At 61.8% G+C, this 16,639-nt stretch carries 13 protein-coding genes; 1 reads left to right on the forward strand and 12 read right to left on the reverse strand.

Going from position 1 to position 16,639, the window contains the following annotated elements:
- Positions 1-21 precede the first annotated feature (21 nt).
- The 9 genes from prfB to AD670_RS22235 all read right to left on the reverse strand — a co-directional run bounded on the left by prfB (position 22) and on the right by AD670_RS22235 (position 10,633).
- Positions 22-1,117, reverse strand: a protein-coding gene (prfB, locus tag AD670_RS31520; protein ID WP_108240705.1) for a peptide chain release factor 2 whose coding sequence is annotated in 2 segments (ribosomal slippage) — positions 22-1,044 and positions 1,046-1,117 — 1,095 coding nt in all. Because the reading frame shifts where the segments join, the coding sequence is not laid out codon by codon here.
- A 156-nt stretch (positions 1,118-1,273) separates the two neighbouring features.
- On the reverse strand, positions 1,274-2,275 hold the full coding sequence (locus AD670_RS22200) for a diguanylate cyclase (protein ID WP_053137368.1): 1,002 nt from the start codon (positions 2,273-2,275) through the stop codon (positions 1,274-1,276).
- 51 nt (positions 2,276-2,326) lie between these two features.
- A complete protein-coding gene (locus AD670_RS22205; RefSeq protein WP_053137371.1) occupies positions 2,327-3,337 on the reverse strand; it encodes a chemotaxis response regulator protein-glutamate methylesterase in 1,011 nt (336 codons plus the stop codon).
- Positions 3,334-5,616 (reverse strand): hybrid sensor histidine kinase/response regulator, encoded by a 2,283-nt coding sequence (locus tag AD670_RS22210; RefSeq protein ID WP_053137374.1) that lies wholly within the window; start codon positions 5,614-5,616, stop codon positions 3,334-3,336. Before AD670_RS22210 ends, AD670_RS22205 begins: the two co-directional genes overlap by 4 nt.
- Positions 5,613-6,314 carry a chemotaxis protein CheW gene (locus tag AD670_RS22215; RefSeq protein WP_053137378.1) on the reverse strand — a complete coding sequence of 234 codons (702 nt, stop codon included), beginning with the start codon at positions 6,312-6,314 and terminating at the stop codon, positions 5,613-5,615. Before AD670_RS22215 ends, AD670_RS22210 begins: the two co-directional genes overlap by 4 nt.
- A complete protein-coding gene (locus tag AD670_RS22220; protein ID WP_053137381.1) occupies positions 6,311-7,576 on the reverse strand; it encodes a protein-glutamate O-methyltransferase CheR in 1,266 nt (421 codons plus the stop codon). Before AD670_RS22220 ends, AD670_RS22215 begins: the two co-directional genes overlap by 4 nt.
- Positions 7,573-8,085, reverse strand: a complete 513-nt coding sequence (locus tag AD670_RS22225; protein WP_053137384.1) for a chemotaxis protein CheW — start codon at positions 8,083-8,085, stop codon at positions 7,573-7,575. Before AD670_RS22225 ends, AD670_RS22220 begins: the two co-directional genes overlap by 4 nt.
- Entirely contained in the window at positions 8,085-9,707 is a 1,623-nt protein-coding gene (locus AD670_RS22230; protein ID WP_053137388.1) for a methyl-accepting chemotaxis protein, read from the reverse strand. The genes AD670_RS22225 and AD670_RS22230 overlap by 1 nt, the downstream gene beginning before the upstream one ends.
- Before the next feature lie 218 nt (positions 9,708-9,925).
- Complete coding sequence (locus AD670_RS22235; RefSeq protein ID WP_053137389.1) at positions 9,926-10,633, reverse strand: tellurite resistance TerB family protein; 708 nt, start codon at positions 10,631-10,633, stop codon at positions 9,926-9,928.
- A gap of 400 nt (positions 10,634-11,033) precedes the next feature.
- On the opposite strand from AD670_RS22235, the gene AD670_RS22240 reads away from it, so the two are divergent.
- Complete coding sequence (locus AD670_RS22240) at positions 11,034-12,659, forward strand: glucan biosynthesis protein D (RefSeq protein ID WP_053137392.1); 1,626 nt, start codon at positions 11,034-11,036, stop codon at positions 12,657-12,659.
- Between the two features lie 59 nt (positions 12,660-12,718).
- On the opposite strand, the gene AD670_RS22245 is transcribed toward AD670_RS22240, so the two are convergent.
- The 3 genes from AD670_RS22245 to AD670_RS22255 form a co-directional block, all read right to left on the reverse strand.
- Positions 12,719-12,904, reverse strand: coding sequence for a hypothetical protein (locus tag AD670_RS22245; protein ID WP_053137395.1), 186 nt, complete (start codon positions 12,902-12,904; stop codon positions 12,719-12,721).
- A gap of 271 nt (positions 12,905-13,175) precedes the next feature.
- A complete protein-coding gene (locus tag AD670_RS22250) occupies positions 13,176-14,282 on the reverse strand; it encodes an NADH:flavin oxidoreductase/NADH oxidase (protein ID WP_053137398.1) in 1,107 nt (368 codons plus the stop codon).
- A gap of 223 nt (positions 14,283-14,505) precedes the next feature.
- Positions 14,506-16,407: a potassium transporter Kup gene (locus AD670_RS22255; protein ID WP_053137406.1), complete on the reverse strand. Its 1,902-nt coding sequence runs from the start codon at positions 16,405-16,407 to the stop codon at positions 14,506-14,508.
- Positions 16,408-16,639: the final 232 nt, after the last annotated feature.

Here is a 16,639-nt window from a genome sequence, read left to right on the forward strand (position 1 = left end):
CATGCCGGCTCCTACAAGGGGTTACAGGCCAGATTTCAGGCTGGCTTCCAGGTATTCGTCGATGTCGCCGTCGAGCACCTTGTCGCAGTCGCTGCGTTCGATGTTAGTGCGCAGATCCTTGATCCGCGATGCATCGAGCACATAAGAGCGGATCTGGTGACCCCAGCCGATATCCGACTTGGTGTCTTCCAGCGCTTGGGACGCGGCGTTGCGCTTCTGCATTTCCTGCTCGTACAACTTGGCCCGCAGCATTTTCATGGCGGTGTCCTTGTTGGCGTGCTGGGAACGCTCGTTCTGGCAGCTGACCACGGTGTTGGTCGGTACGTGGGTAATCCGTACGGCCGAGTCGGTGGTGTTTACGTGCTGGCCACCGGCGCCGGAGGAGCGGTAGGTGTCGATACGCAGGTCGGCCGGGTTGATCTCGATTTCCACCTTGTCATCGATCTCAGGCGAGACGAACACCGCAGAGAACGAGGTGTGGCGACGGTTGCCGGAGTCGAACGGACTCTTGCGCACCAGGCGGTGCACGCCGATCTCGGTACGCAGCCAGCCAAAGGCGTATTCGCCCTTGATGTGCACGGTCGCGCCCTTGATGCCGGCGACTTCACCGGCCGACAATTCCATGATGGTGGCGTCGAAACCGCGTTTGTCGGCCCAGCGCAGGTACATGCGCAACAGGATGTTGGCCCAGTCCTGGGCTTCGGTGCCGCCGGAACCGGCCTGGATGTCCAGGTAGGCGTTGTTCGGGTCCATTTCGTGGCTGAACATGCGACGGAATTCAAGCTTGGCGAGGTTTTCCTCAAGACGGGCCAGCTCGGCGACAACATCGCCCACTGCGCCTTCGTCATTTTCTTCGACGGCCATGTCGAGCAGGTCGCGGCAATCGCCCAGGCCGGTGTTCAGTTCGTCGAGGGTATCGACGATCTGCGCCAGCGCAGAGCGCTCGCGGCCCAGTTCCTGGGCGTATTCAGGTTTGTTCCAGACACTCGGATCTTCAAGCTCGCGATTGACTTCGGTCAGACGCTCATGCTTTTGATCGTAGTCAAAGATACCCCCGAATAGTTTCGGAGCGCTCGGACAGGTCCTTGATGGTGTTCAGGATCGGGTTGATTTCCATGGCGGGCAGCACTCGTTGGCGAACTTTTGAAAGCCGGCGAGTATAACGGCAAACGGGGGGGAGCGGCAGCCCGCCTGGCGAAAAGGCAGACTACGCAGGGTTAAATGTGGGAGGGGGCAAGCTCCCTCCCACATTTTGATCTGTTGCGGCCTCAGGTCACTCGATGCCGACGAGGTTTCGCCCGTTGTGCTTGGCCGTATACAAGCCCTTGTCCGCCGCCATGATCAACTGGCGGCAATCGGTCCCCTGCACCGGCGTCATGGTCGACAGGCCGATGCTGATGGTCAGGCTGGAGCCTTCAACCGGGGCGATATGCGGGATTTTCAGCGCAGCAACCGCCATGCGCAGCTTTTCCGCCACCAGCCGTGCGCCGCCCGGCGAGGTGTTCGGCAGCACCAGGGCGAACTCTTCGCCACCGTAACGCGCCGGCAGGTCCGAGGGGCGACTGCTGGCTTCACGGATGGTGGTGGCGACTTTGCGCAGGGCTTCATCGCCTTCGACGTGGCCAAAGCTGTCGTTGTAGGTCTTGAAGAAGTCCACGTCGATCATCAGCAGCGACAGCTGGGTCTGGTCGCGCATGGCGCGCCGCCATTCCAGCTCCAGGTATTCGTCGAAGTGGCGGCGGTTGGACAGCCCGGTCAGGCCATCGGAGTTCATCAGCCGTTGCAACACCAGGTTGGTGTCCAGCAACTGCTGCTGACTGACGCGCAGCGCACGGTAGGCGGCATCGCGCTGCAACAGGGTCATGTAGGAGCGCGAGTGATAGCGGATCCGCGCCACCAGCTCGATGTTATCCGGCAGCTTGACCAGGTAATCGTTAGCCCCCGCCGAGAACGCCGCGCTCTTGATCAGCGGGTCTTCCTTGGTGGAAAGCACGATGATCGGGATGTTCTGGGTAGCCGGGTGGTTGCGGTACTCGCGCACCAGGGTCAGGCCGTCGAGGCCCGGCATCACCAGATCCTGCAGGATCACCGTCGGCTTGATACGGATGGCCTGGGCAATCGCCTGGTGCGGGTCGGCGCAGAAGTGGAAGTCGATGTTTTCTTCATGGGCCAGGCCACGCCGTACGGCTTCGCCGATCATGGCCTGGTCGTCGACCAGCAACACCATGGCGGCGTTTTCGTCGGTCTTGATGTCGTCGATCTGTAAATCATTCATGTGCAGTCACCTGAATTACTACCTGCAAGCCAGCACCGCGGAAGGTCATGATCATCTTGCAAAGACCTCCAGCAATCGGGGCGCAATGCTATCCAGTGGGCGAATTTCAACAGCAGCATCAATCGCCGCCGCCGCTTTGGGCATGCCATACACCGCCGAGCTCTGCTGATCCTGGGCGATGGTCAAATAACCTTGTTCACGCATTACCTTGAGCCCCTGGGCCCCGTCACGGCCCATGCCAGTCAGCAGTACGCCGACGGCATCGCCATACCAATGGCTGGCCACACTTTCGAAGAACACATCGATCGAAGGCCGGTAAATCTCGTTCACCGGCTCTGCGGTATAGGCTAGCGTGCCATTCTTCAGCAGACGAATGTGGTGATTGGTACCGGCCAGCAGGACCACTCCGCTTTGCGGCGGTTCGCCTTCGCGGGCCAGGCGCACCGGAAGGCCGGAGGCACTGCTCAGCCACTCGGCCATACCGGCGGCGAAGACCTGGTCCACATGCTGCACCAGCACAATGGCCGCGGCAAAGTCCCGGGGCAAACCCTTGAGCAGGATTTCCAGGGCAGCCGGCCCGCCCGCCGATGAGCCGATAGCCACCAGGCTCTGGCGCTTTCCGGTGTTACGTCCGGGCGCAGTTTCGGCGCGCACACGGCTGCCGCGCTGGCCGATCAGCCAGCCGATGTTGAGGATCTTGCGCAGTAACGGTGCCGCCGCATCCTTGGGGTTGCCCACGCCGAGTGCCGGCGTGTCCACCACGTCCAGAGCGCCGTGCCCCATGGCTTCGAACACCCGGCTCATATTGGCCTGGCGGTCGACGGTCACCAGCAGGATCGCGCACGGCGTCTCGGCCATGATCAGCCGCGTCGCCTCCACACCGTCCATCACCGGCATGATCAAATCCATCAGGATCAGGTCCGGGGTCAGTTCAGCGCAGCGCTGCACCGCTTCCAGGCCATTGCTGGCCACCCACACCACCTGGTGCGCGGGCTCGAAGCTCAAGGCGCGGCGCAGGGCCTCCACGGCCAGGGGCATGTCATTGACGATCGCAACCCTCATGCCCGCGGGCCTCCAATCAGTTCCACCACGGCATCCAGCAGCGCGTCATCGTGGAAGCTGGCTTTGGCCAGGTAATAATCGGCACCAGCGTCCAGCCCGCGACGGCGGTCCTCTTCACGGTCTTTGTACGACACCACCATCACCGGCAACGATTGCAGGCGACTGTCACGGCGCAAGAGTGTGACCAATTCAATACCGTCCATACGAGGCATATCAATGTCAGTGATAAGCAGGTCGAAGTCTTCGGACCGCAAGGCGTTCCAGCCGTCCATACCGTCGACCGCGACGGCCACTTCGTACCCGCGATTAAGCAGCAATTTGCGCTGCAACTCACGCACGGTGAGCGAGTCGTCCACCACCAGTACCCGTTTGCGCGGTGCCTCGGTGGCCTGCTGGCTGCGCCGGGCGATGCGTTCCAGGCGTCCGGTGTTGAGCAGCTTGTCCACCGAGCGCAGCATATCTTCGACGTCGACGATCAACACCACCGAGCCGTCGTCCAGCAAGGCGCCGGCGGAAATATCCTGGACCTTGCCCAGGCGGGCATCCAGCGGCAACACCACCAGGGTGCGCTCGCCGATAAAGCGTTCCACGGCGATACCGTAAATCGCATCGCGCTCGCGGATCACCACCACCTTCAAGGTTTCGTCATTGTTCTGCCCCGGCGGGCGCTGCAACAGTTGGCTGGCGGCAACCAGGCCGACATGCCGACCTTCGTGCCAGAAATGCTGGCGGCCTTCCAACTGCACAATGTCGTCGGGCGCCAGGTCGCACATGCGCTCGATATGCGCCAGCGGAAACGCATAGGCTTCTTCGCCGACCTCCACCACCAGGCTGCGCACCACCGACAGGGTCAGCGGCACCTCCAGGTGGAAACGACTGCCCTGCCCCGCCGACTGCTCCAGCACCACCGCGCCGCGCAGTTGACGGACCATATGCTGCACCGCATCCAACCCGACACCGCGCCCGGACACCTCGGTGACGGTGTCGCGCAGGCTGAAACCCGGCAGGAACAGGAACGTCAGCAGTTCCTCCTCGCTCAGGTTCAGGGCCGTGTCCAAGGTTGAAAGATGCCGATCAACGATGGTGCCGCGCAGGCGCTCCAGGTCGACGCCATTGCCGTCGTCACTCAGCTCCAGCACCAGCAAACCGGCCTGATGGGAGGCGCGCAGACGGATCAAGCCTTCGGCAGGTTTGCCGGCCAGCAGGCGTTGGTCGGGCATTTCGATGCCGTGGTCGACGGCATTGCGTAATAGATGGGTAAGGGGCGCCTCGAGTTTTTCCAGCACGTCACGGTCGACCTGGGTCTTTTCGCCCTCGATCTCCAGGCGCACCTGCTTGCCCAGGCTGCGGCCGAGGTCGCGCACCATGCGCACCTGGCCGGCCAGCACATCGGCAAACGGACGCATGCGACAGGCCAGCGCGGTGTCGTAGAGCACCTGGGCGCGCTGCCCGGCCTGCCAGCCAAACTCATCCAGCTCGGCGGTTTTTTCCGCCAGCAGCGCCTGGGCCTCGCTCAGCATACGCCGCGCATCGGCCAGCGCTTCCTCGGCTTCCAGGCTCAAACCCAGGGGCTTGAGCTGACCATCCAGGCTATCCAGGGCCCGCATGCTCTGGCTTTGAATCCGTTTGAGGCGCTGCATGCTGGCCAGGTAAGGCTTGAGCCGCTGGGTTTCCACCAGGGATTTGCTCGACAGGTCCAGCAGGCTGTTCAAGCGCTCGGCCGTCACCCGCAGCACGCGCTCGCCCCCTTCGGTCATGCGCTTGCCCTGGCGCGGTGGGTCGCTGGCGACGGGCGGTGCGGGCTCGGGTTCTGGTGGCAGCTCTTCGATCATCAGCGCCGCAACCGGCTCGGACGCCACCGGCAGTGGCGCGAGGTTGGCGGTGGGCAGCGAAGGATCCAGCAGGCGCTCCATCAACGCCACATAAGCGTCGATATCCGCCGGGCCGACGTCGTTGCCAGGGGTGGCGATACGCATCAGCAAGTCGGTGCCTTGCAGCAAGGCATCGATATGTTCGGGTTGCAGGTACAGGCGACTTTCCTGAGCGCTGACCAGGCAATCCTCCATGACATGCGCCACGCTGACCCCGGCGTCCACTCCAACAATTCGCGCCGCCCCCTTGAGTGAGTGCGCGGCACGCATGCAGGCTTCCAACTGGTCAGCCTGGGTCGGATTGCGTTCCAAGGCCAGCAGGCCCGCGCTCAGCACCTGGGTCTGTGCATCGGCTTCCAGGCTGAACAGCTCCAGCAGCGAGGCGTCGCGCATCTGGTCGGGGGTCATGTGAGGCTCCGGGTCACGGCGGACAACAACTGCGCCTCGTCCAGCCAGCGCAGGCTACGGCCTTTCCACTGCAATACACCCTGGGTGTAGCGCGCACTCGCCTGGGTGCCCGAGGCCGATGCGGCCTTCAAGGTGCGCTCATCGATGGCATGGATGCCGTCCACTTCGTCTACCGGCACCACCACCGGACCGTCCTGCGCGGCGATGATCAGCATGCGCGGCATGATCCGCCCACCGCTGACGCCAGGACTGGCTGTTTCCAGTCCGAGCAACTCCGCCAACGACAGGCACGCCACCAGCGCACCACGCACATTGGCCACGCCGAGCAAGGCGCGGGAACGCTGGTGTGGCAATGAGTGAATCGGTTGCAACGGGGCCACTTCCACCAGGCAGCGGGTGGCGATGCCCAGCCATTCTTCGCCGAGGCGGAACATCAACAACGAACGGGTGACAATGTCTTCGTCGGCCTCGGCAGCTGCCACCGGGCGACGGTCGTCCTGCTGCAAGGCATAGCGATCCAGCAGACGTGTGGCGGCAGCCGAGTACACCGAGCAGTTGCGGCAGTGGATATGCTCCACCAGCAGCGGGCACGACTTGTCGCCATGGATACCGATACGGTTCCAGCAGTCATCGATGGCTTGGGTGTCGGCCAGGGTCAGGTCCAGGCCTGCGGTATCGAGCGCATCGGTGTTACTCATCGTTTGGACTCACTGTCTGCTCGCTCGCTACGGGCGGCGCGCGCCTGCAATCGACGTGCCCCCGCACTGTCGCCCTGGGACTCCAGCAAAGCGGCCAGGTGCATCAAGGCCTGCGGGTGCTGGGGTTCCAGGTATAAGGCTTTTCGATAATACCCCTGGGCTTCCAGGGCGCTGCCGGCCACGTCGCTGAGCAGCCCCAGCCAGTAGAACACTTGGGCCGCCGGCGGGTGATTGTTCAGATACTGCTCGCAGGCGGCACGGGCCTCGGCGCTTTTACCTTCGTTGGCCAGGGTGGCAATGCGGCTGAGCAAGGTGCCCGCATCGGAGGGCGGCGCCTCGACTGGCACGACCTGGGTGCTGGCCGTGCTGAAGGGTCGCGGCTTGAGCGGGATCGGCGCGGCGCTGCGCGGCGGCGTCGGCGTCGGCGTCGGCATGGGCACGAATACCGGCTCAGGCTTCACCGGTTCGGCATGCCGGCTGAAGGCAAATGACTGCGGCACCCCAATCGAGCGCATGCCGTGGCGCCCCAACAAGCTGCCCTCGGCGGGGCCGATGAACAGCACGCCATCCACATGGGTCAGGCCCTTGAGTACATCGAAGACTTGCTTCTGGGTGGGCTGGTCAAAGTAGATCAGCAGGTTGCGGCAAAACACGAAATCGTAGCTCGCCTCGTTCGCCAGCAGCGCCGGGTCGAGCAGGTTGCCGACTTGCAGGCGTACCTGTTCGCGTACGCGGTCGGCGATATGGAACCCGTCGCCGTACTCAGTGAAATGACGGTCGCGAAAGGCAATGTCGCCGCCGCGAAAGGAGTTCTTGCCATACACCCCACGCTGGGCGCGCTCCACCGACAGTGGGCTGACATCCAGGCCCAGCACCTTGAACTGGTGCGGCGCCAGCCCGGCATCGAGCAAGGCCATGGCAATCGAATAGGGTTCCTCGCCGGTGGAGCACGGCAGGCTGAGGATGCGCAATGCGCGCATCTGCTTGATCTCGGCCAGGCGTGCCAGCGCCAGTCGGGCCAGGGTCGCAAAGGATTCGGGGTAACGGAAAAACCAGGTCTCGGGGACGATCACCGCTTCGATCAGCGCTTGTTGCTCGTCATGGGAGCTTTGCAGGTGCTGCCAGTACTCCCCTGGGGTTTGCGCCTGCACGGCCTGGCTGCGCTGGCGCACGGCGCGTTCGATGATGGCTTCGCCGACCGAGGCGACGTCCAGGCCGATGCGTTCTTTCAAGAAGGCAAAGAAGCGCGGATCGTTGCTCATAGGCTCAACTCGGCAGAAAACAACAGCGCGCGCACATCATCGGTGAGCACCTCATTCACGCCAATCCACTGCATCAGTCCGAGGGCATCCTCCCGCACCGGCCCCAGGTATGGCGCCTGGCGGTTATTCAGGCCGTAAGGTTGAAATTCGGCCGGATCGCAACGCAGGGTGTCAGTGGCCTGTTCCAGGATCAGCCCCAGCCGGCGCGCCTCGAGCCAGGGTTGCGGCTGGTAATTGACCAGCACCAGCCGCGTGCTGGTACGCGCCTGGGCCGCTGCGCCGAAGGTCAGCGCGCTCAAGTCGATGACCGGCACCAGCGCCCCGCGATGGGCAAAGATACCCGCCACCCACGATGGCGCGTGGGCGATGGGCTTGAGCGGCAGGCGTGGCAGCACCTCGGCCACTTCCGTGGCCTTGAGGGCAAAGCGCTCACTGCCGATATGAAACACCAGGAACAAGGCTTTTTTCACTGCCGGGACGGCGCCGCGTTTAGCCGTGAGGTCGCTCATCAGACTTTGAAACGCGACACGCCGCTGCGCAGACCCACCGCAACTTGGCTCAGTTCATCGATGGCAAAGCTGGCCTGGCGCAGGGACTCCACCGTCTGGCTGCTGGCATCGCCCAGTTGCACCAGGGCGTGGTTGATCTGCTCGGCGCCGGTGGCCTGGGCCTGCATGCCTTCGTTGACCATCAACACCCGCGGCGCCAAGGCCTGTACCTGATGGATGATCTGCGAGAGTTGCTCGCCCACTTGCTGCACTTCGAACATGCCTCGGCGCACTTCTTCGGAGAACTTGTCCATGCCCATCACGCCAGCCGAAACCGCCGACTGGATCTCGCGCACCATCTGCTCGATATCGTAGGTAGCCACGGCGGTCTGGTCCGCCAGGCGACGTACTTCGGTGGCGACCACGGCAAAACCGCGACCGTACTCACCGGCCTTTTCGGCTTCGATGGCGGCATTCAGGGACAGCAGGTTGGTCTGGTCGGCGACCTTGACGATGGTGACCACCACCTGGTTGATGTTGCCGGCCTTCTCATTGAGGATCGCCAGCTTGGCGTTTACCAGGTCGGCAGCCCCCATCACCGAATGCATGGTTTCTTCCATGCGCGCCAGGCCTTGCTGGCCGGAGCCAGCAGCCACCGAGGCCTGATCGGCGGCGGTGGATACTTCGGTCATGGTGCGGACCAGGTCCTTGGAAGTGGCAGCGATTTCCCGCGAAGTGGCGCCGATCTCGGTAGTAGTCGCCGCTGTTTCAGTGGCTGTGGCCTGTTGTTGCTTGGAGGTGGCGGCAATCTCGGTGACCGAGGTGGTGACCTGCACCGAAGAACGCTGGGCCTGGGACACCAGGGCCGTAAGCTCGGTCATCATGTCGTTGAAGCCGGTTTCCACCGCGTTGAATTCGTCCTTGCGCGCCAGGTTCAGGCGTTTGCTCAGGTCACCGTCACGCATGGTGCCGAGGATGTCGACGATGCGCTGCATCGGCGCCATGATCGCGCGCATCAGCAGCAGGCCGCACAGACCAGCGGCAAGAATCGCCACGGCCAGCGACAGGAACATGCTGACCTTGGCCGAGGCAACGGCGTCGTCAATAGCCGCCGTTGCGTTATCCGACACGGCCTTGTTTTCGGTGATGATGTCGTTGAGCTTCATGCGCCCTTCGGTCCAGATCGGCGTCAGTTGCTCCTCCAACAGCTCGCGCGCCGCTGGCATGTCATTGGCTTCGATGCGGTCAAGCACCTGGGCCAGGACCTTGTTGTAATTGATATGAGCAGCCTTGAAGTTATCGAACTCCATGCGATCGGCCTGGCTATGAACGGTTTTTTCGTAGTTGGCCATCTGCTGTTCAATGCGCGATTCGAAGGACTTGTAGTCCGACTTGTCGCTATTGGTCAGGGTTTTATCTTCACGCAGGCCAATGATATCGATTGTCTGCAAATAACTGTCGACCCACGCGCTGCGAATCATCGAACTGAGATAAACCCCCGGCACCGCATCGTCACGGACCGATTCCTGACTGGCTTCGATCTTCATCAACCGTGAGTAGGACACCACGACCATCAGCAGCATGATCGCGATAATGACCGCAAAACTCGCCAAAATCCGTTGGCGCAAGGTCCAGTTCTTCACAGTATTTCCTCGAAGGGCCATTCAAATGGAGGGGAGTATAGCTGAGCAGAAGCCCTCATTAATCAATGGGTTTCGATGTGGCACACACACATTGCAAAAACACCTGTGGGAAGGGGTTTGCTGCCGATTGCCGTGGGTCCGTTGCAGAGATTCGAACTGGACCACCGCTATCGGGAGCAAGCCCCCTCCCACAGGTTGGATTTGCCCGGACTCTATGGTTATTGGTTAAGCCGCACCTGCTTTTCCAGCTCCAGCTTCAAGCCGGGTTCGAGCTTCAGTTGACGGGCCAATTCGTCCAGGTACGCCTTCTCCATAAAATTTTCCTCATCCACCAGCATCACACTGGCGATGTACATCTCGGCGGCCATTTCCGGGGTGCCTGCGGCGCGGGCGACGTCGGCCGGGTCCAGCGGTTTGTTCAGCTCGGCGTGCAGCCAGCTTTGCAGTTCGCGGTCGTTGTCCAGCTTGGTGAATTCACCTTCAATCAGTGTGCGCTCACGCTCGTCGACGTGGCCGTCAGCCTTGGCTGCAGCGACCAGGGCCTTGAGGATGGCCTGGCTGTGCTGCTCGACCTGGGCCGGTGGCAGCCGGTCGATGGTTTGCGGCTCGCCTTGAGGTGCGTTGGCCTGGTTGGCTTGCCAGTTGCCATAAGCTTTGTAGGCAATCACGCCCAACGCGGCCAGCCCGCCGTAGGTCAGGGCCTTGCCGCCAAAGTTGCGCGCCTTCTTGTTGCCCAGCAACAGGCCCATGGCGCCCGCCGCCAGGGCTCCGCCGCCAGCGCCGCCGAGCAGGCTGCCAAGCCCGCCGCCGCCCAGCAGCCCACCGAGTGCGCCTTTATCGTCCTGCTTGCGCTGGCCGCCGGTTTTGTTCTGCAACATGTCCTGGCCGGACTTGAGCAACTGATCGAGCAATCCACGGGTATTCATTCGTAGCCTCCAGACACTAGGGTTCATAGGACCAATAGGCCCCCAGCGTAAAACTAAGTGCCAAAAAGCCGCGAGCTAGAGTGCTTCCAGATGTAACGCCGCGGCCCTTCGCTTAAATCGATATACGCTCGAACAAATCTATAGTCGCCATCCCCCTTCCCACATCTGGATCTTCATAATTCGTGGGTAATGTGTTCACTCACAGCACCGGAAATGTCTTGTTTCACATGCAACGCCATCACCCCGCCATCAATCAATTTTCCTACACCATCGAACCGCTTAAGCTATCCGGCGTCTGTTTAATGTCCGTTGCGTTTGGCCGAAGGCATGTCCGAACCGTAATTTCTGATCCAGCACGTGCCAGGAACGGCGCGGGATTTGCTCACGACAGGTTGTCTCTATGCACCGCAGGAATTTGCTCAAAGCCTCCATGGCCATTGCGGCCTACACCGGTTTATCGGCCAGCGGTCTGCTCGCTGCACATGCCTGGGCCGGGAACCGAGCCGCCGATGGCAAGGCCGTGGCGTTCGATTTTGAAACGCTCAAGGCCCAAGCTAAACAGCTCGCCGGCACCGCGTATAAAGACACCAAGCAGGTGCTGCCGCCCACACTGGCGACCATGACTCCGCAGAATTTCAACGCCATCGGCTACGACGGCAACCATTCGCTGTGGAAGGAATTGAACGGCCAACTCGACGTGCAGTTCTTCCACGTCGGCATGGGTTTCAAGACGCCGGTGCGCATGCACAGCGTCGACCCGAAGACCCGTGAAGCCCGCGAAGTGCATTTCCGCCCTTCGCTGTTCAACTATGAAAAAACCACCGTCGACACCAAACAGCTGACCGGCGACCTGGGGTTCTCCGGCTTCAAGCTGTTCAAGGCGCCGGAACTGGATCGCCATGACGTGCTGTCGTTTCTCGGCGCCAGCTATTTCCGCGCGGTGGATTCCACCGGCCAGTACGGCCTTTCCGCACGCGGCCTGGCGATTGATACCTACGCGAAAAAACGCGAAGAGTTCCCCGATTTCACGCAGTTCTGGTTCGAGACCCCGGACAAGAACGCCACTCGCTTTGTGGTCTACGCCCTGCTCGACTCGCCGAGCGCCACCGGTGCCTATCGCTTCGATATCGACTGCCAGGCCAACCAGGTGGTGATGGCCATCGACGCCCACATCAACGCACGTACCGCCATCGAACAGTTGGGCATCGCCGCCATGACCAGCATGTTCAGCTGCGGCACCCATGAGCGCCGCATGTGCGACACCATCCACCCGCAAATCCACGATTCGGACCGCCTGGCGATGTGGCGTGGCAATGGCGAGTGGATCTGCCGCCCGTTGAATAACCCGGCCAAGCTGCAATTCAACGCGTTCGCCGACACCGACCCGAAAGGTTTCGGCCTGGTGCAGACCGACCACGAATTCGCCAGCTACCAGGACACCGTGGACTGGTACAGCAAGCGCCCAAGCCTGTGGGTCGAACCCACCACCCCCTGGGGCGAAGGCTCGATCGACCTGTTGGAAATCCCCACCACCGGCGAGACCCTGGATAACATCGTGGCCTTCTGGACCCCGAAAAAACCCGTGGCGGCCGGCGATTCACTCAACTATGGCTACAAGCTGTACTGGAGCGCACTGCCTCCGGTGAGCACACCGCTGGCGCAAGTCGACGCAACCCGTTCCGGCATGGGCGGCTTTACCGAAGGTTGGGCTCCGGGCGAGCACTACCCGACGGTCTGGGCGCGCCGGTTTGCCGTGGACTTCAAGGGGGGCGGCCTGGATCGCTTGCCTCCAGGCACCGGGATCGAACCGGTGGTGACCTGCTCACACGGTGAAGTGAAGGATTTCAGCGTGCTGGTGCTCGACAACATCAAGGGCTACCGCATTCTGTTCGACTGGTACCCCACCAGCGACAGCGTGGAGCCGGTGGAACTGCGCCTGTTTATCCGCACCCAGGACCGCACCTTGAGTGAAACCTGGCTGTACCAGTACTTCCCGCCTGCGCCGGAGCAGCGCAAGTACACCTGACAATGTGGGAGGGAGGGCGACCATTCGACGGGCGCCCTCCCACCTTGCTCAACACGACGTCAGAAGCGCGACACACTCTTCATCGCCCCAATCAGATACCGCATCGCCACCTGATCGCTTTCGGTCAGGGCGCGATACTGCGCCAGTAATTCGGCTTCGTCTGAACTCAACCTGCTGCCACGCAAGGACATCCTGCGGGTCAAAAAAGACGCCACCACACCCGCTACACCATAGGACTTGGCCATGGACTGTTTCTCCTGATATCGATCAAATACTCCCGGCGCCCACAAACCTTTTCCCGTCAAGCGCAATGCCTGCGCGGACAAACAGACTGACTCCCTGGGCCAGAAATCAGTCCTACCCTAAGCGTAGAAAGAATCTCGTTACGTGTGGGATTTTTTTAGAGTATTCACTTAAAAAATTACTTCGGTAACAAATACCTACAACCTCTTCCCACAGCAGCAGGCAGAAAAAACCCACCGCTTGAGGGTGGGTTTCGATGGGGCAGATAGGGGATCAATCCCTCAGGTCAGACTCATGAATCGGCTGGTCCCGATGGGTCGCCCTCTGGTACTGAGCTGGCCAGATGGCCTTGCGCCCGCCCAGATCATCATCGGCGTGCAACGGCCAGTAGGGATCACGCAGTAATTCACGGGCCAGGAAGATGATATCGGCCTGGCAGGTGCGCAGGATGTGCTCAGCCTGGGCCGGTTCGGTGATCATGCCAACGGTGCCGGTGGCAATACCGGACTCTTTGCGCACACGCTCGGCAAAGCGCGTCTGGTAGCCGGGGCCGGTGGGGATTTCAGCGTTGGCGGCAGTGCCACCGGAGGACACGTCGATCAGGTCTACGCCAAGGTCTTTGAGGCGGCGCGCCAGTTCCACGGTTTCATCGGGGTTCCAGCCATCTTCCACCCAGTCGGTGGCCGAGACCCGCACGAACAACGGCAAATCCTGGGGCCAGACGTCGCGCACCGCTTCGGTCACTTGCAACACCAGGCGGATACGATTTTCAAACGAGCCGCCGTACTGGTCCTGGCGCTGGTTGCTGATGGGCGACAGGAACTGATGCAACAAGTAACCATGGGCAGCATGGATTTCCACCACTTCAAACCCGGCGGTCAGGGCGCGCTTGGCCGCCGCGACAAAGTCGGCAATCACCTGCTGGATCTGCGCTTCATCCAATGGCTTGGGTGGCGTGTGCTGCGGGTCAAAGGCAATCGGCGATGGCCCCACCGGCACCCAGCCGCCATCTTCCGGTTTGACGCTGCCATGCTTACCGATCCACGGCCGGTGGGTGCTGGCCTTGCGCCCGGCGTGAGCCAGCTGGATGCCAGCCACCGCGCCCTGGGCGGCGATAAAACGCGTGATGCGTTGCAGGGGTTCGATCTGTTCGTCCTGCCACAGGCCCAGGTCTTGGGCAGTGATGCGGCCATCGGCAGTCACAGCGGTGGCTTCGGTGAATATCAGCCCGGCGCCGCCAACCGCGCGGCTGCCGAGGTGGACCAGGTGCCAGTCATTGGCCAGGCCATCGACGCTTGAGTATTGGCACATCGGCGACACCGCAATGCGGTTGAGCAGGGTCAATTGGCGCAGGGTATAGGGTTCGAGCAGCTGACTCATGGCGCACCTCTTCTGGGCTTTTTGGGCACTTCTGTAGGAGCGAGCTTGCTCGCGAAAGCCTCATAGGCACCGCGTTTATCAAGGATTGACGCGTTACCGTTGACGTTTTTCGCGGGCAAGCCCGCGCCTACACAACAGTGCGTAGAGCCTAGTCGACAACAGTGGATTGCACAGGGTTCAGAAGCAAAGCGGGAGCCGATTGCCGGCTCCCGTGACGCACACGCTACATCTCGACCTGGGTGCCCAGCTCGATCACCCGGTTGACCGGGAGCTTGAAAAACCGCAGGTTGCCGTTGGCGTTCTTGAGCATGAAGGCGAACAAGGCTTCGCGCCAACGGGCCATGCCCTTGATGCGCGAGGCGATCACCGTTTCACGGCTGAGGAAATACGTGGTCCGCATCGGACTGAAGTCCAGGTCGTCCAAATGGCACAGTTTCAGCGCTTCGGGCACGTCCGGCTCATCAGTGAAGCCAAAGTGCAGGATCACCCGGAAGAACCCTTCGCCATAGGCATCCACCTCAAAACGTCGTGCGGCGGGTACGCGCGGAATGTCTTCGTAGACCACCGTCAGCAGCACCACTTGCGCATGCAGCACCTGGTTATGCAACAGGTTGTGCAACAGCGCATGGGGCACGGCGTCCGGGCGGGCGGTGAGGAACACTGCCGTGCCCTGCACGCGATGCGGCGGCTGCATGCGAATACTGCTGATAAAGATCGGCAGCGGCAGGCCACCTTCGTCAAGGCGATCAACGAGCAATTGCTTGCCGCGCTTCCAGGTGGTCATCAGCACGAACAGCACAATCCCCGCCAATACCGGGAAGGCACCGCCCTGGATGATCTTCGGCACGTTGGCGGCGAAGTACAGCCCGTCCACCAGCAGGCAGCAGACCAGTACCGGCACGGCCAGAATGGGTGGCCATTTCCACAGCAGCAACATCACCGCCGAGACCAGGATGGTGGTCATCAGCATGGTGCCGGTCACAGCCACGCCGTAGGCCGAGGCCAGTGCGTTGGAGGACTCGAAGCCCAGCACCAGCAGGATCACGCCGACCATCAGCGACCAGTTCACCGCGCCGATGTAGATCTGGCCCTGTTCGGCGCTGGAGGTGTGCTGGATATGCATGCGCGGGATGTAACCCAGCTGGATCGCCTGGCGCGTCAATGAGAACGCGCCGGAAATCACCGCCTGGGACGCAATCACCGTAGCCAGGGTCGACAACACCACCAACGGGATCAGCGCCCAACTCGGCGCCAGCAGGTAGAAAGGGTTGCGTGCGGCTTCTGGATCGCCCAGCAGCATGGCGCCCTGGCCGAAATAGTTGAGCACCAGCGCCGGCAATACCAGGATGAACCAGGCGCGGGCGATGGGCTTGCGGCCGAAGTGGCCCATGTCGGCATACAGCGCTTCGGCACCGGTCAACGCCAGCACCACTGCACCCAGGATGGCCACGCCGATGCCTGGGTGAGCCTCGAAGAAACGCACGGCCCACATCGGGTTCAACGCCTTGAGCACTTCAGGATGCTGGACGATGCCATAGATGCCCAGGCCACCCAGCACCAGGAACCACGTCACCATCACCGGTCCGAAAAGCTTGCCGATGCGGTCAGTGCCGTGTTTTTGGATCAGGAACAGCGCCACCAGCACCACCAGTGCAATCGGCACGACCCACTTTTCCAGGCCGTCGAACGCCAGCTCCAGGCCTTCTACCGCCGACAATACGGAAATTGCCGGGGTGATCATGCTGTCGCCATAAAACAGCGCCGCGCCACACAGGCCGCAGACCACCAGGAAACTGCGCAGCTTCTTGCGCTCGCCTGCCGCCCGTCGCGCCAAGGCAGTCAACGCCATAATGCCGCCCTCGCCCTGGTTGTCGGCGCGCAGCACGAACAGCATGTATTTGATCGATACGACCCAGATCAGCGACCAGAAGATCAGCGCCAAAATCCCCAACACGCCGTCATGGTTGACTTGGACCCCATAACCGCCGGTGAACACTTCTTTAAGGGTATAGAGCGGACTGGTGCCGATATCGCCGTAAACCACCCCGACTGCTGCCACCAACATGCCAATCGGCTTTGTGTTGGATTGCTCGGCACCTGCTGCCTGACTACTTGCCTGACCCATCAACCACTCCTGCCCTTTGACCTGAGGTCTCTTATAAACAACGCGTCTAAGCTGACCCTAGCATGCGCTGTTTTACTTCTCGTAACAGACGTTTTATTGACCCAAGGGTTTTACCCGTGGGCAACGGCGCGAAGCATAGCGCAGCACTCGTCGCATTTCCCTGCATAAAGCTGGTCAAGTGCGTTGCCCGTCGCTAGAATTGCGCACTTTTTGATCAGAGGCGCAGCAAGCG

Source organism: Pseudomonas sp. MIACH (assembly GCF_001269925.1).
Taxonomy (GTDB): domain Bacteria; phylum Pseudomonadota; class Gammaproteobacteria; order Pseudomonadales; family Pseudomonadaceae; genus Aquipseudomonas.